Genomic DNA, 21,306 nt, shown 5'->3' on the forward strand with positions numbered 1-21,306 from the left:
GATGGTGGTAAAACAATGCGTTCGGTGACTTATGGTTCGAATACACAGGACCCAAATGGAGATACAAGGAACTACGACATGTTGGTCACAAATAATGGTTTCTATTTGATCGAATATTGGGATGGAAATAGAGTTTCTACCAATGGTTCTGTCGATAAATGGACATTCGATCCAGATGAAGAATCTACAAAATTAAATGGTTATCCAGGTGTTACTGGTCCTGAATACCAAAAGGAGTTTAACATGGATGTATCGCATGTAATGCAAGAAGAAATGCAGTGCAATCGTACATTGGGGCCAAGACAGTAATTGGAGATAATGATGAGTGAGGATAAAGTTTCACCAACTAGAAAGGTTGAGGTTTATTCAACCGATAATGGGCTTCCTTTTGCATACTCAACAACATCTCATAAAAATATAAAAATTAACGCTGAGGTTCAGCCACCTTTACAGTTACCAGGCCTTATTGTTTTTGTCCATGGAGTTAACTCTGAAGGTGAGTGGTATGATCATGCAGAAAATGCTTTGTGTGATGGGTTGAATAAAAGGCTGGGTTTAGAATTGATGAAGTTAGAGCCGAATAAATACTTTTCCCCGCACTGGAGTAAGGATAAAATCAAGGAATGGATAATACCTCCGAGGAAAATAAAAGACGAAGGTCGTTCCCCCGTGATCCGGTTCTATTGGGGGTACCGTGCACAAGATAACGAAACCGACAAATATGCCATCCCACTAAAAAATAAGCAGGGTGATAATTACTACGATCTTTCGCCAGATGAGCGCAAAAGCAAAGGGCCGTTCTTTTGGGGTGGTGGTCCCTTTCAAAATGGGTGTAATCAGTTAGTTAGCCTCTGGAGTGAAACAGGATTCGATAATTGGCCATCAATTCTCGGACTACCCATTCCCTTCAGCACACAGTTATTAAATGGGGAAAGAGACAGACTGTTAACTGCCGCCCCGCCAAGACATTATTACGCACATGCAGCAGGTCGTCTTGCAAAGTTGATAAAAAAAATTCGCGATAACCACCCTGAAGATACGGTGACTGTATTGTCACATAGCCAGGGAACGATGGTTGCATTGGCCGCTGCTGCGATAGAAGCGCCTGATGCTCTATTTGTGATGAATTCTCCCTATGCCTTAGAGAATGAATCAACGACGTATATTTCTTATCCCTTGAGTGAAATTATCAGTAAAGAGGCCAGAGAGGCGACATTTGTTGATATCGTAAAAAAAGTAGCAGAAAACAGAAAACGTCTTCAACAACAGGGATGTGATCGTTTGTTAGCTGGGGTCAGTAGCGACGGTGAAAGCTGGTCACCAGAAGGCAAGACACATAACGGATTACCAGAGCGAGATAATCACGGGACAACGTGGATCTACTGTAATCCACATGATCGAGTGATGGGGTCATCCCCGCTCCGAAGCATCGGTTGGCAGGGATTGCCAAATACTGAGACCAGCCACTTTACGGCATCACATCCCTTGTTTATGAAGGCAGGAGGTACGTTGTCTGTGCGCATGTTGGGGCGGAATACTCCATGTGGAGATGTTCCTGATACACAGACCCATTTCAGAGATCTTGGGGATGGAAAACCATTTTGGGATAGCACAACTACGGTTATGGAGAAGTTAACCTGGCCTAACCCCCCCGATGGACAAAAAATTACGATTAATGCTCCTGTTGTGCCAGAACCGCTGACTGCGGAGGAGTTAAAGGATTTCGATAAAGATTATCGTAGTAAAGAAATGCAGACGGGTAAGGTGGGATATGGTTATGGACAGGTTGATAAAGACACTATCCAAAATGGAGATATATATTCTGGTCGCCCAGTAGATTCCGACTATCGCTACTATATTTCTCTTTACGGGTATTTTGACAGGAAAATGGTACCCAAAAAACCGAGTGAGTATTACCAGCCTGGTCCAGGGGAAAAGCAAGACAGAATTGGTTATGAAAAACAATCTCGTGAAGAGATGCTAGAGGAAATAAGAACTTATGTTCAACGCCCAACAGACCATAGCACTTTGCCAATGGATCAACGTTTTATGAGTCGTGTCGTGGCCTATGATTTACCGATAGGTTATTGTTGGCATTCTTGGGACCGCGCCAGCCTTGCCGAGTTGAGGCGAGAGGCAGACTGGTTAGAAAGTGATGACTATTATTGGCATGGTAATCTTGATATTCCTGAGATGCCTTCAATTATAAAAGACGATGTTGAACCTGGTGCTGTAAAAAAACAGTCTGAAGCGCTAGCTCTCCTTAGCACTAAAAAGTAATAAAGTTTACTCCATGGGGGGGGTATAAATCATTGGGGGAGTGATATGTTAGGGCTTATCTACTAAGAAATATCCAAGTCTATTATTTAGTGAAATATATCTCATGAGTGATAGTGTATTCTCTATATACTCTGGTTTTCTTGTTGTTAGCTTGGATTTAAATAAGGATTTACTTTATCAGTATTGAACCTAAGGAGTGGTAAATGGGGAAATATGTGGTTGTTTTAGGGGACGCCACTTCACATGGAGGTAAAGTGTCATCCGCTTCATCCAGTCTTGAAATTGAAGGGAAAAAAGCGGCGCTGTTAAATGATACTGTCACTTGCCCTGAGCACGGAACAAATAAAATTGTCGAATGTGATGTATCCGCTTATGAAGAAAATGGGCGTGGCATCGTATTACATCTCAGCAAAACGCAGTGCGGCGCGGTTGTGCTTGCAAGTTTGCAGGATATGGAGATTGGCTGATGGGATGGTCATTACCGAATATACCGGTGAAAAATGAGACGCGAGCCTGGTCACCCTGGATTTGCTTATTGATAATTCTGACGGGTATTTTCTGTGGGTTGGTCCGGGTCGTTCTGCACTCGCCGGTCGGTGGATTACCCTCCTTGGCCAGCGGATATTGGCTTCCTTTGACCATGAAAACGCTGACGGGTATCGCGATCGCAATTACGGCCTATTCATTATGGTGGGAGACTCAGGCTGTAAGTGTCTGGAACTGGAATGAGTGGCGCCAGAATATGCATAATTTGTGGCGTGCAAGAGTTCATCAACACCTATTTGTCGTTCGACATGTCACTCTGTCATCCGATCCCCAACTGCTTCCCCGGCTTGTAGGGGTTGTACAGGAAAGCGATGATGATTCTCCTCCTTTGACGGTATTACCGGATGAGCAGCTAACACCGGGTATCTCCCGTTTTGAACAACTGTGTCGTGTCCTGAGTGATCGTACAAAGGGCGAGCTTCTTAAACGATATCCATCGGGTCATTTGACTGTACTGGTACAAACGTCCACCTCTGATAATGAACAGGAGCTACAGGTACTTCATCGGCTCTGGAACGATGAACAGTTTCCCTGGACCCCTGAGATACATATTTTGTCCAACGCATTGCCATATGGTGACTGGAATCAGACAGTATTATCTTCATGTGATCCCGTACTGGTTCTGGCATTGCATTATCGTCAACCGGGTGAGTCCTTGCCTGAGTTTGCCAGCGCGTTATTGTTTGTACCAGGTAGCTTGCTGGCGGCAGAGGAGCAAAAAACGGCGATCCGTTTATTTCGGGCAATGCCGCTCAACAGTAGCGCGCTGTTGCTTGAACTGAAAGCGCTACGCGACATGGGGCAGCAGAGCGCCAATAAAAAGCATCTGGTCTGGCACAGTGGGCTTCCCGACGCGCCCAGCCTGGGGGTTGGACGAATACTCAATGAGCTTTCATTACCCCTTTATAGTGATATCGGAACGGGTGGTGTCATTGATTTCGATGCACACTTTGGTGGGTATGGCGGGTTGTCCGGATGGTTAATGGTTGCTGTCGCGTCCGAAATGACTCGCTATGGTGTGAGTAGCCAGTGGTTACTTTGCGAGAATGAAAATGAATCCTGGGCGGTGACGCTGGGGAATTGTGCGCCGGTGATGGATATGGAGCCCGGTTCAGCCTCCCGCCCTCCTTTTCCTGCTGGTTCGGTGATGCTGGCTTTACTATTCAATGCTGCGGTGGTCGGCATTATACAACATATTCCGTCGCTGGCATTTTCATGGACAGGGATTGTTATCCTACTGTTTTCCTTGATTGTGACGTTACCAGGCATTGCGTTTTTGTTGCGCCACATTATTGCACGAGTACAACACTCACAATTTATTAAGGCTGCCCGACAGTCCGGAAAGGAATAACCGGCATGAAAAAATTATTACGATTTGGAGGGGCAGGGCTCCTTATTTTTGCTGTTTTGTTGCTTATTCTTTTTCTCTTTGCACAGACCCGCCAGTTACCACTGTTAGATAATGGTCAGTCATCCTGGTATTTTATCGTGGTCGCTGTTTTTCTGGCCTGTCTGCTATGCACACTTTTCTTTTTTGTTCTGGAAGTATACCGGGGAAATACGCCGGTTATCCCTGACGGTACTGATCAGAACAGGGAAACTTATGCGGCAAATACGGAGACGTATCTTCAACTTAAAAAGTATTTGCTCAGTCGTTATAACCTTTTCTGGCGTCACAAAGTTCGCCTTTTTCTGGTGACTGGAGAAATCACGGCTATTGAGCAGCTTGCGCCTGGTTTACAGTCGTTACACTGGCTCGAAGCCAACCGCACCGTCCTTCTCTACGGCGGCCCCCTTACCGCTGCCCCCGATAGCGACAAATTTACCGCGTTGCGCAAGCTGCGTTGGGGCCGCCCGCTGGATGGCATCATTCGTGTGATTGGTCAGAAGGAAACGCTGACGCCGCAGATGAGCGACAGCGACCTGCGCGGTCTGGAGAAAATCGGCGAACTGCTTCGCTACCAGCCGCCGGTATATCTGTGGCAGCTGTGCGGCAGCGACTGGCCGCAGGAGGGAAGAACGGAACAGGCGGTAGGGCTGATGCTTTCGGCGCGCGCCACGGCGCAAGAGGTACAGACGCAGTTTACCCGGTTGCTGCCACCCTTGCGGGAGCAAGGAATTGCCCAGATTGCGGAAAACCCGTCATACGATTTTCTCCTGCGCCTGGCGCAGCAGTTTGAACAAGGCGACGGCGAACGCTGGAAAAGGCATCTGGCGCCGTGGCTGTATACGGCACAGCAGCGGGTGCCTTTACGCGGTGTGACGTTCAGTCTCCCGCAACATCCGCAGGAACGGGAGGATAAATTCCCCGCCTTACACCATGCGCTAACCTTACCCGCCGTCTGGCAGGGGGTGATAGACGACTGTACCCGCATTCGTGGCCGTCGCGTCGGAATGGCCTGGGAACGCTCTCTGGCGCTGACGATCATGGCGTTAATGGGATTGTGGGGCGCAGGCATGCTGATCGCCTTTATGGTCAACCGCGCGCAAATGGTGTCGGTAGCGGAGAAAGTTCAGGCTCTGGTGCAGCAATCAGCCGTTTCAGATACCCAGCTAACCGCACTGCATGCGTTACGTAATGATGCCGGACGCTTGCAATACCGCATCCAGCAAGGCGCGCCCTGGTATCAGCGTTTTGGGCTCGATCATAACGCACAGCTCCTCAGCGCGATGCTGCCCTGGTACGGCGTGGCGAATAACCGCCTGATTCGCGACCCGGCAAACGTCGCGCTGATGCAAACGCTCAACGAGTTGGTCAACTCGCCGCCGAACAGCCCGCAGCGTACCGAACTGGCAAAATCGGGTTACGATCGTCTGAAAGCCTGGCTGATGATGGCTCACCCGGACAAAGTGGACGGGGCGTTCTATGCCAGCACAATGCAAACGGTACAACCGACGCGTCCAGGCGTCTCCACCGGGCTCTGGCAGAGCCTGTCTCCTGATCTCTGGTCTTTTTACATCAACGAGTTGCCGCATCAACCGCAGTGGAAAATCACTCCGGACGGTGCGCTGGTCGGCCAGAGCCGTCAGGTTTTACTCCAGCAAATTGGTCGTCGCAATGCGGAAAGCACCCTGTACGAAAATATGCTCAAATCGGTACGGCGTAATTTCGCGGATGTGACGCTGGAAGACATGACCAACGGTACCGATGCCCGCCGTCTGTTCACGACCAATGAAGTGGTGCCGGGGATGTTCACCCGTCAGGCGTGGGAAGGGGGAATTCAGCAGGCGATTGAGAAAGCCGTTAGCTCACGCCGCGATGAGATTGACTGGGTACTGAGCGACAGTCGCAAATCCGTCTCTGGCGATATTTCGCCACAAGCGCTGAAGGCGCGCCTCACCGAACGTTACTTTACCGATTTCGCCGGGAGCTGGCTCAGTTTCCTCAATAGCCTTCACTGGAATCCGGTGAACAACATCGCAGACGTCACCGACCAACTGACGCTGATGAGCGATGTGCGCCAGTCCCCGGTGATTGCGCTGATGAATACGCTGGCATGGCAGGGGCGGTCCGGTCAGCAAAGCGAAGGGATTTCGGATTCCATCCTCAAGTCCGCTAAAGATCTGATGGGCAACAAAGACAAACCGGCTATCGACCAGAGTGCCGCCGGGCCGCAGGGGCCGCTCGATGATACCTTCGGACCGCTGCTGACGCTGATGGGAAAGAACAAAGCCAACAACGTGATGTCTGCGGACAATTCCCTGAGCCTGCAAACATATCTGACCCGCATTACCCGTGTGCGCCTGCGTCTGCAACAGGTGGCAAGCAGTAACGATCCGCAGGAGATGATGCAAACGCTGGCGCAGACGGTGTTTCAGGGCAAAAGTGTCGATCTCACCGACACCCAGCAGTACGGCAGCCTGGTGGCGGCAAGCCTGGGCGAAGAGTGGAGCGGCTTTGGCCGCACGATGTTTGTCCAGCCGCTGACGCAGGCCTGGGAAACGGTGCTGCAGCCTTCCGCCGCCAGCCTGAACGACCGCTGGAGCCGGGCGGTGGTGGCCAACTGGCATACGGCGTTTGATAGTCGCTATCCGTTTGCGGCAAGCAAAAGCGATGCCTCGCTGCCGATGCTGGCGGAGTTTATCCGCAAAGACAGCGGGCGGATTGAGCGTTTCCTGACGACCGAGCTCAGTGGCGTGCTGCACAAAGAAGGTAGCCAGTGGGTGCCGGACAGCGCCCACAGCCAGGGGCTGACCTTTAATCCGGCGTTCCTGCGGGCAGTGAATCAACTGAGCCAGTTGTCGGATATTTTGTTCACCGATGGCAGTCAGGGGATCAGTTTTGAGCTTCAGGCGCGTGCGGTTCCTGAGGTTGTGGAGACCCAACTGACCATTGACGGACAAAAGCTGCATTACTTTAACCAGATGGCGGACTGGCAAACCTTCCGCTGGCCGGGAGAAACCTATAAACCCGGCACGACGCTGACCTGGACCTCCACCAGCGCTGGGGCGCGGCTGTTCGGCGATTACAGCGGCACATGGGGGTTCATCCGCTGGCTGGAGCAGAGCAAGCGTCAGCAGCTCGATCGCAGCCAGTGGATGATGACCTTTACCGCTTCTGACGGGCGCAAACTGCAATGGGTGTTGCGGTCGCAGTTGGGCAATGGTCCGCTGGCGCTGCTGGGTCTGCGCGGGTTTAGTCTGCCGGATAAAATCTTCAGCGTTGATGCGACGACAAGTGACGCACGGCTGAGTCATGACAGTGATATCACCGACACGGATGGAGCGGAATAATGGCAAGCCTGGAAAGTTTACTCCGTGCCTGCGCGGTGGATGAGAACGCGCTGCGACAACAGGCGCAAGGGCATGTCAGCGACTGGCGTCGGTGGCTTGAACCGCTAAGCGACGCGCTTCCCGCCGGGGACGATGCGGGATATGACGACGATTTTCAGCAGATCCGCGAAGAGGTTAACAAGCTCAGCGGCATTGATACCGATCTCATCTGTCAGCTTGCGGAAAAATTACTCACCACGGTGAGCAAGGATGTCAGAGTTATCACGTTCTATGCCTGGGCGAGATTACACCGTGACGGGGAAAGCGGGCTGGCGGAAGGGCTGGAGCTGCTGGCGGGGATGCTGCAACGTTTTGGCGCACAGCTCTGGCCGCAGCGCGACCGCAGCCGGAAATCGGCGCTGGAGTGGTTGTGCAGCAGTCGCGTTCTCGACAGTCTGTCGCTGTATCCTGAGGTTGACCTTGCGGTAATGCAGCGGATTGTCGGCGCGCTGATGCTGGCTGAGCGGGCGATAGCACCGCTCAATGATGAGGTTCGTCCACAGTTTTCCGCGCTGTATCAGGCGCTGGAAAACCGTCTGGTGCAAAGCGGCGGAGCAAACAGCCTGGTGCCGCAAACCAGCCGCGAAGAAAATCCCTCCACGACACCGTTAACACCGTCCGCGCCGATGATAAGCGCCGTCAGTTCCGGGCGGGATTTACTGGATCAGGCGAAGGTACTGGCGAAATATTTGCGCGATCGGGAGGGCGGCTGGCTCGCCGGGCACCATCTGATGAAAAGCGTGCGCTGGGATACGCTGACCGAACTGCCGCCGCTGGACGCCAGCGGACGAACCCGTCTCACACCGCCAAAGCCGGATCACCGGGCGCACCTTAAACGCTTGTATTTGCAGCAGAGCTGGTCTGAACTGCTTGAGCAGACGGATACATTGATGGCGCAAGGGGTGAATCATCTCTGGCTGGACGTGCAGTGGTACACCTGGCAGGCGTTGATGAAACTCGACAGTGACGGCGTGCGCGCAGAGATTATTTGTCGGGATCTCCAGGGGCTGCTGGCGCGTCTGCCTGGGCTTGAGGCGCTGGCGTTCAGCGACGGTACGCCGTTTGCCGATGAAGTGACCCAGAACTGGATTGCCGAGAAAGTGCAGGGAACGTTGGCAGGTTGGCAGCAGGAGCCCATTACGGCGCTGCCTGCGGCGGACGGTATCCTCACGCTTGAACCGGAAGTGCTGACGCTCGCCGACAGCGAGGGCTTTGAGGCGGCGCTGAACTGGTTACAGACGCGCCCAGGCCTGACGTCACCGCGCGACCAGTGGTTGATGCGGCTGCTGATGGCCCGTGTTGCCGAGCAATACGGCAGAAACGACATGGCGCTGCATCTGCTCGGCGAACTCGACAACCGCTCGCAAAACCTCACATTACAGCAGTGGACGCCGGAGCTGATGTTTGAGGTGAAGGCGCGTCGCCTGAAGCTGTTGCGTGCCAGAGCGGTGCGCAGCGAGGCGGACAAAACCCGTCTGCAGCCGGAGCTTGACGCGCTTCTTTCCGGCTTAATCTCCCTCGACCCGGCGCGCGCCGCGGTCCTGTGCAACTGACCCTTCAGAAGACTCAAACGAAAATACACGATTATGGATGACTTAACCCTGCGTTATTACGACGCTGAAATGCGCTACCTGCTTGAAGCCGGTGAAGAGTTTGCCCGCGCCCATCCGGACAGGGCGGCTATGCTGAACATCGATAAAGCCGGTGCGCGCGACCCGTACGTCGAACGCCTGTTTGAAGGCTTTGCTTTCCTGATGGGACGGCTGCGCCAAAAGCTTGACGATGACCTGCCGGAGCTCACCGAAGGGCTGGTCAGCCTGCTGTGGCCGCACTATTTGCGTACTATCCCTTCCATGTCGATTGTCGAGTTCACCCCGCAGTGGCGTGAACTGAAAGAACCGATGACTATTGCGAAGGGGTTTGAGGTGCTGTCGCGCCCGATGGGAGAGAAGGGGACGCGCTGCCGGTATACCACGACGCGCGATAGCCATCTGCAGCCGCTCGCGCTGGAGCAGGCGCGGCTCACCACGGACCCGGATGGCCGTTCGGTGGTGAATCTGCGCTTTAGCTGTAGCGATCTCGCCGACTGGCGCCGTCTGGATCTCAACCGCCTGCCATTTTATTTCAATGCCGATGCGCCGCTGGCCTGCGCCATGCACGAAGCCTTCACCTCTGACGTTGCCCGGATGTGGCTGCGCCTGCCCGGTGGAGGGGAGCGCCAGCCGCTGGAGGGCTGGTTTACCGCAGAAGGGTTTGGCGACGATGATGATCTGTGGCCGAAGGGGAGCAGCAGTTTTAGCGGCTATCAGCTCTTGCTCGAATACTTCACCTTTCGGGAAAAATTTATGTTCACCGCGCTGCGCGGCCTGGAAAACGTCAGTTTCCCGCCCGCGTTGCCGTGGTTTGAGATTGATGTGGTGTTGGCTAAGCGCTGGGAGCACGATTTCAGCTTCACGGAAAAGCACCTGCGCCTGAACTGCGTGCCGGTGATTAACTTGTTCCCACTGGAATCCGACCCACTGACCCTCGATTCGCTGCAAACGGAATATATGCTGCGGCCAATGCGTATTCAGGACGGTCACACCGAGATTTACGCTGTGGATTCGGTACTCTCTTCCAGCGGTCACACCTACATCCCATTTTCCAGCTTTCGCCATAAAGGCGGCATGCTGCGTCACGACGCTCCGGAATATTACTACCACACCCGCGTGCGCCGTGGGCCGTCCGGCTTGCATAACACGTGGCTCATTCTCGGCGGCGAGGCGTTTGATAACCATACCGTACCGGCAGATGAGAGCCTGTCGCTGACGCTGACCGGCACCAACGGGCAACTGCCGCGCCGGGCGCTGCAAAGTACGGTGCTCGACACGGTAATGAAAACGACATCGGTCAGCATCGGCGTGCGTAACCTCTGTGCGCCCACGTTGCCCTGTTACCCGCCGGACCGCGACCGCTTCCACTGGCGGGTGCTGAGCCATCTCGGCAGCGGCTTTTTATCGATGATGGATAACGCCGAAGTCCTGCGCGGCACTCTGGCGCTGTACGAGTGGACAAACGGTGAAATGAACCGTCGGCGGCTGGAGGCGATTATCGATGTGCGCCACAGCGAAATCGAACGTTTCGAACAGGGGTATCTGGTGCGCGGGGTGCAGATTGACGTCACGCTCGACAGCCATGGCTTCGCCGGGACCGGCGATATCAGCCTGTTTGGCGAAATGTTAAGTCGTTTCTTCGCCCTCTATACCGATATCTACCTGTTTAACCGTCTGATTATCACCCTGCAACCTACCGGAGAGCGCCTTGAATGGGAAGAGAAGCACAACCGCCGCATTCCCGGCTAAGTCCGCGTCTGGAATCAGAGCTGACGCGGATAAATTTCTACCGCTTTTGCCAGTTGCTTGAGAAGCGGCAGTCAGCTAAACCGCTGCTGGGGAGTACCAGCCATCCGGCTGACGAGCCGGTGCGTTTTTGTCCGCATCCCGGGATGGGTTTTCCCGCCAGCGAACTGAAAACCGTGGAGTACGACGAGGACGACGCCATCCCGCCAGTGGTTCGCACGACGTTTATGGGGATGTACGGCGTGGATTCGCCGCTACCGACGACCTATCTCGACGACATCGCCCAGCGCAGAGAGGGCCATGAGGCGCTACAGGGGTTCCTCGATATCTTCAGCCACCGCATCCTGACCCAGTTTTATCGCATCTGGCGGAAGTATTCGTACCCGGCCACGTTTGAAGCCGGGGGTGTTGATGCTATTTCCCAGTCGCTGCTCGGGCTGGTGGGGTTGGGGATCCCCGGTACGGCGAACCACATCGCCACCCCGGTATCACGTTTTCTGGCGCTGCTCGGCGTGCTGAGACAACCGGGGAAAACCCAGGAAGGGATGCGGGCGCTGGTACAGCTGCTGGCGCCACAGACGCAGGTTGCCGTAAGCCCGTACTGCCTGCGGCCGGTGGAGGTCAGTAAACCCGTGGGCTTTTATGGCAACGAAGATTTTCTGCTGGATGGTAATACGCCGCTTGGCGATGAGGCGATGGATGCCAACAGCCAGTTGCTGATTGCGCTGACGACCGATGATGCGCAGGAAGCGCAGGGCTGGAAGCCGGACGGTCAGCTGTATCAGGATTTTCTGGTCATGTTGCGGGTGTATCTCGGCTGGCGCTTTAAGGCAAAAATCACGCTGACCGTGGCAACGGAGATGCTCGGCGTTCCACCGCTTGGGGAGGCGCCGCTCTGGCTGGGAATGAACGGCGTGCTGGGCGTTGAGGGCGGCGCGATCTTGCCGGATATCCCACCGACGTTTACCACAGAACTGGGCTATTACCGCGGGCTGCCGCCTGCGAAACAGACAAAAGGAAATCGCCGTGTTACCTACCAATTTAGCTAAAACTGCAATCTGGACACTCCTGGCGCTCAGCCTGAGCGGTTGCGGCCTGACACAGAGCGTCAGCGATGGCACCAAATCGGCATTTAACGCGGTGTTTTATAAAAAAATAGAGGTGCTGCATCTCGATATTACCGCCCGTGAAGCGCTGAATACCGATGCACGGGAGAGCAACTCTCTCTCAGTGCCGATGGTGGTGCGGGTGTATCAACTTAAGGATCGCAAAGTGTTCGATAAAATCACCTATCAGCAGTTGTTAAATGAGGGCGATACCCTGCTGAAGGCGGATTTGCTCGCCAGCCGCGAGCGGGTCATCAAGCCCGGCGGCGATGTCTCTTTAGATATGCCAATGGAAGCGGAGGCTAAATTTGTCGCTGCCGTAGGGCTGTTCCGCTATCCCGACCTGACCCACGAGGGATGGAAACAGGTGCTCGAGCGAGAGGCGCTGGATCCTGACAAACCGCGCGTACTGGAAGCCGGGAGTAACCGGCTGGAGCTTATCCCGCTGGAGAGCAAATAATGTCGCGTCCTTCCCTGCATGAGATGCTGTACGACAATTTTACCGGGGGGCTGACACTCTCGCAGGTAAGTGAGGCAAATCAGCTTATTCTGTCAGTGCTGGACAATATGCAGCGTATTCTCAACAGCCGGGCGGGGAGCATCAAACATCTTCCCGATTACGGTTTGCCGGATATGACCCGCATTCTGCAAGGTATGCCGGGTACGGTGCACCAACTGATGACGACGTTTTCCTCAGTGCTGCTGAAATACGAACCGCGTCTTAAACGCGTCGGTGTTGTGATCCTCCCGCAAACGCAACCCGGAGAATTACGCTATGCCATCGACGCTGAGCTCTATGAAGCAGGCCTGGTGCGCTATGGCACGGAATTTATGCCTGAAGGGAAAATTTTGCTGCGCCACCTCAAACAGCAGCAGTTTATTGATACCCGCGCCCGGCTGTAACCCTCTTTTCTGACATTGATACTTTCCTATGACCTGGATAACTGAACGACACCTCCGTACCGGCGGCGATCCGCGCACGCTTGCCGATTACGCATTACTGCGTGATGAACTGAATAAACTGGCCCATCCGGCGCGTCCGGACGTTAACTGGCGACAGGCAGAAAAACTCTGCCTGTCGCTGTTTGAACAAAACGGCGTGGAGTTACAAACCGCCGCGTGGTACACGCTGGCGCGTACGCACCTGACGGGCCTGCACGGGATGAATGAAGGGTTGGCGCTGCTGGAGGCGCTGATATCCCGCCAGTGGGGTAATCTTTGGCCGCCGCAGACTCATGCGCGTATGGAGATCCTGAGCGCAGTAAGTAAGCGGTTGCAACAGGTGATGCGGACACTCACGCTGACATATGCCGATCTCAGCCAGCTGTATCAGGCGGAAAAAACGCTGACCCGGTTAGGGGACGTACTCCAGCGGCTGGAGTTGAAGCACCTGAGTCAGTTCGACACGTTGCGTACACAGATGCATACCTCGGCGGTCAGGCTGGAGAACAGCGAGGGCGCGCCGGAGAATACCCCGCAGCCGGTTGGCGCGCTCATCGCTGAGCCGGATGAAAGAGTAAAATGGGTATACATTGCTGAGCCTCAGCCGAATGTGGCGGTCATGACTGAACGGACGCAACCAGCAACGTCCTGGAAACCCTTCGTGGCTGGCGCGTTGTCAATGCTGGTGGTGGGCGGCGTGGCGCTATGGGGCTGGCAGGCGTTGAATCCGCCCGATCCGGCATTACGCCAGTTAGCCGCTTCGCTTGAGCCATTACCGACAACGTTGTCGACTGACCAGCTACAGCGCCTGCAACAGAAATCGCCGTCGCCGGAGGAGGGCATCAAAAAGACGCGACAGCAGTTGGAACGCCTGGCCCGTCTGTCGCCGGACTGGTCCATTCGTTACAGCAAACAGCTTATCCAGCAGGCGCTGACGCTGTGGCCTGAGCAGGCTTTACCTCTTGCCGCGCAATGGCGGCAGCAGCAAAATGCGGCCGTGCTGCCCGTTGAAAAACTCAACGGCTGGCATCAGGGAATGTCGCAGCTGCAACAGCTTACGCAGAGACTGAACGCGCTGGATGAAAAGCGCGGCAAATACATGACGGTGAGTGAGCTGAAATCTGAGGTGTTTACGATTATGCAGGCATTCAATAGCACGATTCCTGCGGAGGAGTATTTACGGCAACTGGCGCAGATGCCGCCAGAACAACCGCTGTCGACAGCGCAAATAACCCAGGCGGAGATGTCTCTGGAGACCTTGTTAAGTTTATATTCACAGATTGCTGACAGGAAATAAAAAGGAGGGGAATCAGTCGGATTAGGTGATTCCCCCCAAATAGAGGCGTTAAGCCTGACGGACTGCGTCGTTGCGCTAATCTCTAATTAATCGCTTAAACAATGCTTTATTGCTCCGGGCTTCCCTGGGGGGTGATATACAACCCGGTAATCGGTTCGATAAACACAAGGTGGTCCCGAATATCACGTGTTTCGGTTACCTCCTCGACCAGCGTAATAATCGCGGCGCGTAAATCTTCATCTAAAATCGTGCCGTAGATATCCACCACGCCATGGGTGACGGTAATACGAAGATTATTTTTGGGCGCCCAGCTCTCACGCTCCATGGCGTCGATTATTTTTTGCTTCATGGTTTCATCGTTAATTTTGTTTGCTACCGCATTTCCCGGGCTGCGGTTGTGAATCAATAGGGTGCGCAGCGCCTTCAGGATATCAACACGTGTAATAATGCCGACCAGCTGCGCATCATCCACAACCGGCATACGCTTAATCCCGTACGTTTCCATCAGGCTAATAACCTCATCCAGCGGCATTTCAGGCCCCACCGTCAGCGGAGAAGGGGTCATCACTTCCCCTGCGTAGCGGGCATGGCTCTGCACATAATCGCGGGCCAGTTTCCCCGGGCTTAAAAATAACTCCTTCCAGTGCGGGCGTTTGATCTCCGTCCCCAGTTCGCTACGGCGCAGCAGGTCGCCTTCCGTCACGATCCCCGTCATTTTTCCATTGCCGTCCAGCACAGGCAGGCCGCTTATCTGCAGGTTAAGGAGCAGGCTTACCACTTCGAGAATGGGGGTATCTTCATTTACCGTTACCGGCGCGGTGGTCATTACATCAGCAGCAATCATGATTATCTCCTGGCCTTAAGGCTTTTCAGTGCGGGACCGTTGGTGACGAATTCGGGGCTGGCAGGCAGCTGGCGCGCGCGTCCAGCCAGATAGCCCAGCCCTGCAAGGAGGATGGCAAGGGCGACGCAGCCGACAAGCGGTGGTGTCCAACTGCCCAGTCTGTCGTGGATCAGACCGACTGCCGTCGGGCCCGTGGCGGCCAGCAGGTAACCCACGCTTTGCGCCATCCCGGACAAGGCAGAGGCCTGGGCTGCATTGGATGAACGCAGGGTGATAAAGGCAAGCCCAAGAATGACGCCTGCGCCTGTGCTGATGCCGAGGAGGACGACCCAAAATGTCGCCAGTGAAGGCAGCATCATCAGCCCGACAAGGCCTACGGCTCCCGTGAGGGCGAACAGAACGCCCGGCGCGCGCTGGTCGCGAAGTCTGGCCAGTACGGGACCGATGAAAAAGCCAGGGATAGCCGTCGAGAGCTGAAGCACCCCATGAAGTGAACCGGCCTCAGAGATACTGAAACCAAGGCTCTGTAACATCGCCGGCAGCCAGGCGACGATGATGTAGTAAATAAACGAGTTCAGACCAAAGTAGAGAGAGACTTGCCAGGCAAGACCTGCGCCCCATACGCCTGCCGAAGGTTGAGCTTGCGGGCCGTCCTTACTTTGCGGCGCTCCGTGGCGCACCAGTTGCGGGAGCCATACCACAAGCGCGATCAGCGGAAATGCCAGCGTGATCATTAGCGCATTCTGCCATCCGGTGTGGAAATGGTTCGTCAGGGGAACGACCGTCGCAGACCCCAGTGCGGCCGCCAGCCCCATGGTCAGGGCATATAATCCTGTCAGGCTTGCTGCTTTGTGCGGGAGGTCTCGCTTTAATATTCCGGGGAGTAATACGTTACCGAGGGCAATCCCGAGCCCAATCAGCAGGGTTCCCGCGTATAATCCGACGAGGCCGGTAAAGGAGCGAAGGCATACCCCAGCGGCGATGATCGCCAGAGAACAGAAAAGCGTACGTTCCATACCCGCGCGGCGGGCGATGCCAGCGGCAAAGGGGGAGAAAACGGCAAACGCCAGCAGCGGTAAGGTTTGCAGTAAACCTGCCTGCGCAGCGGTCAGCGTAAACGTCTCTCTGACCAACTCCTGTAATGGTGCAAGGCTGGTGAACGGCGCCCGCAGGTTCGTGGCGATCAGCAGTATCCCAATGATTAATAATCCTGTTTTCTTTTGAACTATTGGTGTTTCACGCATTGTTTTGGCTCTGAATTAAATGTCGCAGGCACTATAGCGGTTTGCGTTTGTGTCTTAATATCGATATAAAGGCAATCAATCTCTAAATTTTGCCAAAATGCAGTCTGGCGGGACGTCTTGCGAGGGCGTTACGAAATGTCACTTTCTAAGTCATTGAAAAATTTTAATATTGACGATAACACCAATCCGGTGGTCGCCATGAAGGTGCAATCAGCGAAAAGCGATGAGGAACTGCCGTTCCACGTACACCGGAAAGGACAATTGATCCTGACGCTGCATGGAGGGGTCACTTGCCTGGCGCCTACGGCCTACTGGATGGTGCCGGCACACTGCGCCGCCTGGATACCCGCAGGCCAGCCGCACAGCAACAGAGTGACGCCGAACGCGCAAGTGCTGTTTTTGTATCTCGAACCGGATGCCACAGGTATGCCGCAGGAGTGCTGCACGTTGCAGATTAGCCCTCTGTTGCGCGAGATGATGAAGCACTTTGAGGAATTTGCGCAGGACTACGCGCCCGACAGCCATACGGCCAGATTTGCGCATGTGATGTTGCACGAGCTTTCACAGATGCCGGTTGAGCGACTGAGCCTGCCTGTCAGCGACAATATGCGGATCCGACAACTGGCCGATAGCCTGATGGAGAATCCTGGCGACAGAAGCTCACTGGACGTCTGGGCCAGCAGAATGGCCATGAGCAAACGCACGTTCGAGCGCTTTGTGCTGAAAGAGACCGGCATGACATTTGGGCGCTGGCGTCAGCAACTACAGGTACTGGTGGCGATACGACTGCTTGTGACCGGTGTGTCCGTGCAGAATACGGCGTATGAACTTGGCTATGACTCCGTTACGGCATTTATTACTATGTTCAAGAAGATGTTAGGAACAACGCCCGGTCGTTATCTCGACAATTAAGCGTACGTCCGAACCATGGTTATCCTGAATTGTCGTAATTTAGCGATAACCTGGCGCTGAAGAAAGATGATGTACCGCCATCCATATGTAAAATATATTCCGCTGAATAGCCGATTAATTTAAATGGTCCGTTTCAATTGCTATCCGGGGAATAATAAATGAACAGCGTCTTAAAGGAACAAAAACTTTTAACATTGTGGCGGTTACTGGAAAATGCCGTTAAGGAACCTTCACCTTATACCCTGATGCAACTGACAACCGTATCGCCTGCGCCCCCAACGGGCCCCAGAACCGTAGCGCTTTGCGGCGTAGACCGTAAGGCGGGCGTGCTGGCTTTTACCTCCAATTTTTGCCCGCAAAAAAACAGGGAAATCAATACTAATCCACAGGTTGCATTACTGGCGCTTGAGGGTGAAAAGGGAATGCGGCTGCGGATAGAGGGATGTGCAGAAATCATTACCGACCGCGCTATCTGTGACAACAGTTTTCCTCATCACCGAATGTCGATTGCGAACATGGAGCTGATTCATGTCAATATCGATAAAATAGACTGGATTGAGTCTGACGATATTCCGCAAATCCGCAATATTTATATTAACATTTCCGGTGAATGGGTTAGTTATTGCGTTATCCCATAATTAAAGACCGATTACCGCTAAAGCAGAAATAGGGGATACCTGTGTCCATTTATCATATTGGCACCATCAAGGCATTAGCCGACTGGATTGACGAGAATCTCGATCAACCCTTGACGATAGATGATATCGCTCTGAAATCGGGGTATACGAAGTGGCATATGCAACGGTTGTTCAAAAGCGTTACCGGGTATGCTGTTGCACACTATATTCGCGCCCGTAAGTTAACCAATGCAGCAATTGCAATACGATTAACCCGGGAAAGGCTTGATGATATTTCAGCCTATTTTTACTTTTGCTCACCGCAATCTTTTTCACGGGCATTCAACCGACAATTTGGGATGTCTCCGCTGGCTTACCGGAAAATGGGGGAGTGGTCATCCACGGGGTTTGTGATGCCATTTATGACAGAGACTATCTCTGTATCGCCAGTCGGAGCCAGCGCGTTTTCCCGGGAAAACCGTTGCGTCTGGCTCCTGAAAAACAATACTGTTAGCTGCGGCTATTTCAGAAGAGTCCCGTCCGACGAGATGCTGGCGGCGCAAATGAAAGCGCTGGTGTTCTCTGCCTGCATCGGTCAGCGGGCAGAATAACAAACGACGCGCGACGGATAGCCCGAAATCATCATGTGAAACGTATTGAGGGTAGTAAAAGGGAGATACACGGGGAAACAAGGGCACCAGATCACTTCGTTGTGAAATGGTGCGTCCGAGTGGACTCGAACCACCGACCCCCACCATGTCAAGGTGGTGCTCTAACCAACTGAGCTACGGACGCAGAATGGTGCGTTTAATTGGACTCGAACCAACGACCCCCACCATGTCAAGGTGGTGCTCTAACCAACTGAGCTATAAACGCAATGGTGCGTTCAATTGGACTCGAACCAACGACCCCCACCATGTCAAGGTGGTGCTCTAACCAACTGAGCTATGAACGCAATGTTGTGGTGACAACGGGGACGAATATTAGCGGCAGCCACGAGGCGTGGCAAGAGGGAAATGTCACTTTTCTTCCGTATTTCACGCGATTGGACGACTATTGTGCAAATTTTGATTAAATATTGTTATCCATCAATAGGTTGTCCTGTTGGAGCAAAGTGAAAAGTTAATATAAAATGTACCTGTGGGTTGCGCTGTACACCGGTCAGGTGAGGTCATGCCGCCGAAAATTTACCGTACAGGGGTTGTTGATGAAGAATAAAGAGCGAAAAGCGCGCGGCTTGCCCTACCATTACGATGATCCAGAGATCATTGATGAGCAAAAGGCCTACGTCGAGAGGCTGTATGATTTTAATGCCACTCGTCCCTGCGAACAGGAGAAGAGGCAGGCGCTGCTAAAGGCGATGTTTGCAGAAGTTGGGGAAGGCTGCCAGGTTGAACCGCCGGTGCGTTCAAACTGGGGCTGTCGTCACGTGCATCTGGGCAGCGGGGTGTTCTGCAATACCAATCTTACCTTTATCGATGATGCTGAGATAACTATCGGCGATAACACCATGATTGCGCCAAACGTGGTGATTACTACCGCAGGTCACCCCATACTGCCTGTGCTGCGCGAGAATAACTATGTTTACGCGTTTCCGGTACACATTGGCAAAAATGTCTGGATTGGTTCCGGAGTACAAATATTGCCGGGCGTCACCATTGGCGACAATTCGGTGATTGGGGCAGGGAGCGTCGTGACGAAAGATATTCCGGCAAACGTGGTGGCGCTGGGCGTTCCGTGCCGGGTTGTGCGGGAAATCGGCGAGCAGGACAAACAGTTTTTCTTTAAAGATAAGGCGCTGGATGTCTGGGAGTAAGACGGCGAGGCGTGAAAAAACCGCCGCAGGAAGCGGCGGTTTGCAGGTTAGCGGGCGGCGCGTTGCAGGATCTGTGTCGACGGCTGACGTTGCAGAAAGCGCATGCGCAGCATCATCAGGATAGCGGCCGACGTCAGACCGATAATAAAGCCCATCCAGAACCCGGCAGGACCCATCCGCGGTACGACGATATCGGTCAGCGCCAGGATATAGCCGGCAGGCAGGCCCAACACCCAGTAAGCGATGAAGGTAATAAAGAAAATAGAACGCGTATCTTTATACCCACGCAGAATACCGCTACCGATAACCTGGATGGAGTCGGAAATCTGGTAAATCGCCGCCAGCAGCATTAGCTGCGCGGCCAGGGTGATGACTTCCGGACTATCGTTGTACAGCAGAGCGATATGCTCGCGCAGCGTGACGGTGAAAATCGCCGTCATGACCGCCATACACACTCCCACGCCGAGCCCGGTCCACGCCGCGGTCTGCGCATCAAGCGTCGAACCCTGGCCGAGACGGTAGCCCACACGGATAGTCACGGCGGCGGCAAGCGACATCGGCACAACGAACATCAGCGAGCTGAAGTTAAGCGCGATCTGGTGACCGGCGACGTCGACAATCCCCAGCGGTGAGACGAGCAGCGCCACCACGGCGAACAGCGTAACCTCAAAAAACAGCGCCAGCGCGATCGGCAAACCAAGCTGGATCAGGCGTTTGAGCACCGTAAAATCGGGTTTGGCCGTCGGCGCGTCGCTGCGGATATCGCGCATCGAACGGGCGCGCTTCACGTACGACAGCATGGCGATAAACATCACCCAATAAACCGACGCTGTTGCCACGCCACACCCGACGCCGCCCAGTTCCGGCATGCCGAAATGGCCGTAAATAAAGATGTAGTTGACAGGAATGTTGACCAGCAGGCCGAGAAAGCCCATCACCATCCCCGGTTTGGTTTTTGCGAGCCCTTCACACTGGTTACGAACGACCTGAAAGCACAGGTACCCGGGCGCGCCCCACATCAGCGCGCGCAGATAGCCGACGGCTTTATCCGCAAGCTGCGGGTCAATATTGTTCATCGCGCGGATGATATGTCCTGCATTCCACAGCACGACCATAATCAGCACAGAAACTGCGCCAGCTAGCCAGAACCCCTGGCGTATCTGGTGGGCGATACGGTCGCGTCGCCCTGAACCATTCAGTTGCGCAACGACCGGCGTCAGCGCCAGCAGCAGCCCGTGGCCGAACAGAATGGCCGGAAGCCAGATGGAGGTGCCGATGGCGACTGCCGCCATATCGGTAGCGCTGTAGCCACCGGCCATGACGGTATCGACAAACCCCATTGCGGTTTGGGCGACCTGCGCAAAGATCACCGGAATTGCCAGTGCGAGCAACTGGCGCGCTTCAATGACGTACTTCTGCACGTGAACACCTACTGTATTGTTGTTATTGGAGAGACTACAAAAAGCCGCCGTTACTGGCAGCAAGAAGAAGAACAGGGGAAATTTCGAGTACATTGTAGCGAGGTTTTACTATTTAACCAGTCAAAAAAATAACCACGGACATCGGTTGGCTGGCAACCCACGGTGTCACC

General features: G+C 54.1%; 17 protein-coding genes, 3 tRNA genes and 1 pseudogene. 15 read left to right on the forward strand and 6 right to left on the reverse strand.

Annotation, left to right across the window (positions count from 1 at the left end; all coding sequences use genetic code 11):
* The 11 genes and pseudogenes from JO226_RS02635 to JO226_RS02685 all read left to right on the forward strand — a co-directional run.
* Nucleotides 1-309, forward strand: a pseudogene (locus tag JO226_RS02635) (hypothetical protein); the annotation flags it as partial.
* 12 nt (nt 310-321) lie between these two features.
* The gene (locus JO226_RS02640; RefSeq protein ID WP_293489803.1) at nt 322-2,280 is read left to right on the forward strand and encodes a hypothetical protein; all 1,959 of its coding nucleotides are present in this window, start codon (nt 322-324) and stop codon (nt 2,278-2,280) included.
* A gap of 203 nt (nt 2,281-2,483) precedes the next feature.
* Nucleotides 2,484-2,747 carry a PAAR domain-containing protein gene (locus JO226_RS02645; protein ID WP_293489805.1) on the forward strand — a complete coding sequence of 88 codons (264 nt, stop codon included), beginning with the start codon at nt 2,484-2,486 and terminating at the stop codon, nt 2,745-2,747.
* A complete protein-coding gene (locus tag JO226_RS02650; protein WP_293489807.1) occupies nt 2,747-4,177 on the forward strand; it encodes a hypothetical protein in 1,431 nt (476 codons plus the stop codon). Before JO226_RS02645 ends, JO226_RS02650 begins: the two co-directional genes overlap by 1 nt.
* A gap of 5 nt (nt 4,178-4,182) precedes the next feature.
* Complete coding sequence (locus JO226_RS02655) at nt 4,183-7,560, forward strand: ImcF-related family protein (protein WP_293489809.1); 3,378 nt, start codon at nt 4,183-4,185, stop codon at nt 7,558-7,560.
* Nucleotides 7,560-9,152 carry a type VI secretion system protein TssA gene (gene tssA, locus JO226_RS02660; protein ID WP_293489811.1) on the forward strand — a complete coding sequence of 531 codons (1,593 nt, stop codon included), beginning with the start codon at nt 7,560-7,562 and terminating at the stop codon, nt 9,150-9,152. Before JO226_RS02655 ends, tssA begins: the two co-directional genes overlap by 1 nt.
* Before the next feature lie 33 nt (nt 9,153-9,185).
* Nucleotides 9,186-10,940, forward strand: a complete 1,755-nt coding sequence (gene tssF, locus JO226_RS02665; protein WP_293489813.1) for a type VI secretion system baseplate subunit TssF — start codon at nt 9,186-9,188, stop codon at nt 10,938-10,940.
* Nucleotides 10,904-11,986, forward strand: a complete 1,083-nt coding sequence (gene tssG / locus JO226_RS02670; RefSeq protein ID WP_293489815.1) for a type VI secretion system baseplate subunit TssG — start codon at nt 10,904-10,906, stop codon at nt 11,984-11,986. Before tssF ends, tssG begins: the two co-directional genes overlap by 37 nt.
* Nucleotides 11,964-12,503, forward strand: coding sequence for a type VI secretion system lipoprotein TssJ (gene tssJ / locus JO226_RS02675; RefSeq protein ID WP_293489817.1), 540 nt, complete (start codon nt 11,964-11,966; stop codon nt 12,501-12,503). The genes tssG and tssJ overlap by 23 nt, the downstream gene beginning before the upstream one ends.
* Nucleotides 12,503-12,946 (forward strand): type VI secretion system baseplate subunit TssE, encoded by a 444-nt coding sequence (tssE, locus tag JO226_RS02680; protein WP_293489819.1) that lies wholly within the window; start codon nt 12,503-12,505, stop codon nt 12,944-12,946. The genes tssJ and tssE overlap by 1 nt, the downstream gene beginning before the upstream one ends.
* A 28-nt stretch (nt 12,947-12,974) precedes the next feature.
* Nucleotides 12,975-14,282 (forward strand): VasL domain-containing protein, encoded by a 1,308-nt coding sequence (locus tag JO226_RS02685; RefSeq protein ID WP_293489821.1) that lies wholly within the window; start codon nt 12,975-12,977, stop codon nt 14,280-14,282.
* A gap of 106 nt (nt 14,283-14,388) precedes the next feature.
* On the opposite strand, the gene JO226_RS02690 is transcribed toward JO226_RS02685, so the two are convergent.
* Both JO226_RS02690 and JO226_RS02695 read right to left on the reverse strand, forming a co-directional pair.
* A complete protein-coding gene (locus tag JO226_RS02690; protein WP_293489822.1) occupies nt 14,389-15,126 on the reverse strand; it encodes a CBS domain-containing protein in 738 nt (245 codons plus the stop codon).
* A 2-nt stretch (nt 15,127-15,128) separates the two neighbouring features.
* Nucleotides 15,129-16,370 carry a CynX/NimT family MFS transporter gene (locus JO226_RS02695; RefSeq protein WP_293489824.1) on the reverse strand — a complete coding sequence of 414 codons (1,242 nt, stop codon included), beginning with the start codon at nt 16,368-16,370 and terminating at the stop codon, nt 15,129-15,131.
* Nucleotides 16,371-16,505: 135 nt separating this feature from the next.
* Here JO226_RS02695 and JO226_RS02700 point away from each other — a divergent pair, with 135 nt between their 5' ends.
* The 3 genes from JO226_RS02700 to JO226_RS02710 all read left to right on the forward strand — a co-directional run bounded on the left by JO226_RS02700 (nt 16,506) and on the right by JO226_RS02710 (nt 18,510).
* Nucleotides 16,506-17,282 (forward strand): helix-turn-helix domain-containing protein, encoded by a 777-nt coding sequence (locus JO226_RS02700; protein ID WP_293489825.1) that lies wholly within the window; start codon nt 16,506-16,508, stop codon nt 17,280-17,282.
* Nucleotides 17,283-17,440: 158 nt separating this feature from the next.
* Nucleotides 17,441-17,920 (forward strand): pyridoxamine 5'-phosphate oxidase family protein, encoded by a 480-nt coding sequence (locus tag JO226_RS02705; protein WP_293489826.1) that lies wholly within the window; start codon nt 17,441-17,443, stop codon nt 17,918-17,920.
* A gap of 41 nt (nt 17,921-17,961) precedes the next feature.
* Nucleotides 17,962-18,510, forward strand: coding sequence for a helix-turn-helix domain-containing protein (locus tag JO226_RS02710; protein ID WP_293489828.1), 549 nt, complete (start codon nt 17,962-17,964; stop codon nt 18,508-18,510).
* Nucleotides 18,511-18,617: 107 nt separating this feature from the next.
* Here the strand turns inward: JO226_RS02710 and JO226_RS02715 are convergent.
* From JO226_RS02715 to JO226_RS02725, 3 genes are all read right to left on the reverse strand, one after another.
* Nucleotides 18,618-18,694 (reverse strand) — tRNA-Val (locus tag JO226_RS02715).
* Between the two features lie 4 nt (nt 18,695-18,698).
* A tRNA-Val gene (locus JO226_RS02720) sits at nt 18,699-18,775 on the reverse strand.
* A 2-nt stretch (nt 18,776-18,777) separates the two neighbouring features.
* Nucleotides 18,778-18,854: transfer RNA gene (locus JO226_RS02725), tRNA-Val, on the reverse strand.
* A gap of 252 nt (nt 18,855-19,106) precedes the next feature.
* Between JO226_RS02725 and JO226_RS02730 the strand changes: the two genes are divergently transcribed.
* The gene (locus JO226_RS02730; protein WP_293489830.1) at nt 19,107-19,715 is read left to right on the forward strand and encodes a sugar O-acetyltransferase; all 609 of its coding nucleotides are present in this window, start codon (nt 19,107-19,109) and stop codon (nt 19,713-19,715) included.
* Nucleotides 19,716-19,762: 47 nt separating this feature from the next.
* On the opposite strand, the gene mdtK is transcribed toward JO226_RS02730, so the two are convergent.
* Entirely contained in the window at nt 19,763-21,136 is a 1,374-nt protein-coding gene (gene mdtK / locus JO226_RS02735; protein ID WP_293489832.1) for an MdtK family multidrug efflux MATE transporter, read from the reverse strand.
* Nucleotides 21,137-21,306: the final 170 nt, after the last annotated feature.

Origin of the sequence: Pluralibacter sp. (assembly GCF_019237635.1) — a bacterium.
Classification (GTDB): domain Bacteria; phylum Pseudomonadota; class Gammaproteobacteria; order Enterobacterales; family Enterobacteriaceae; genus Enterobacter_B.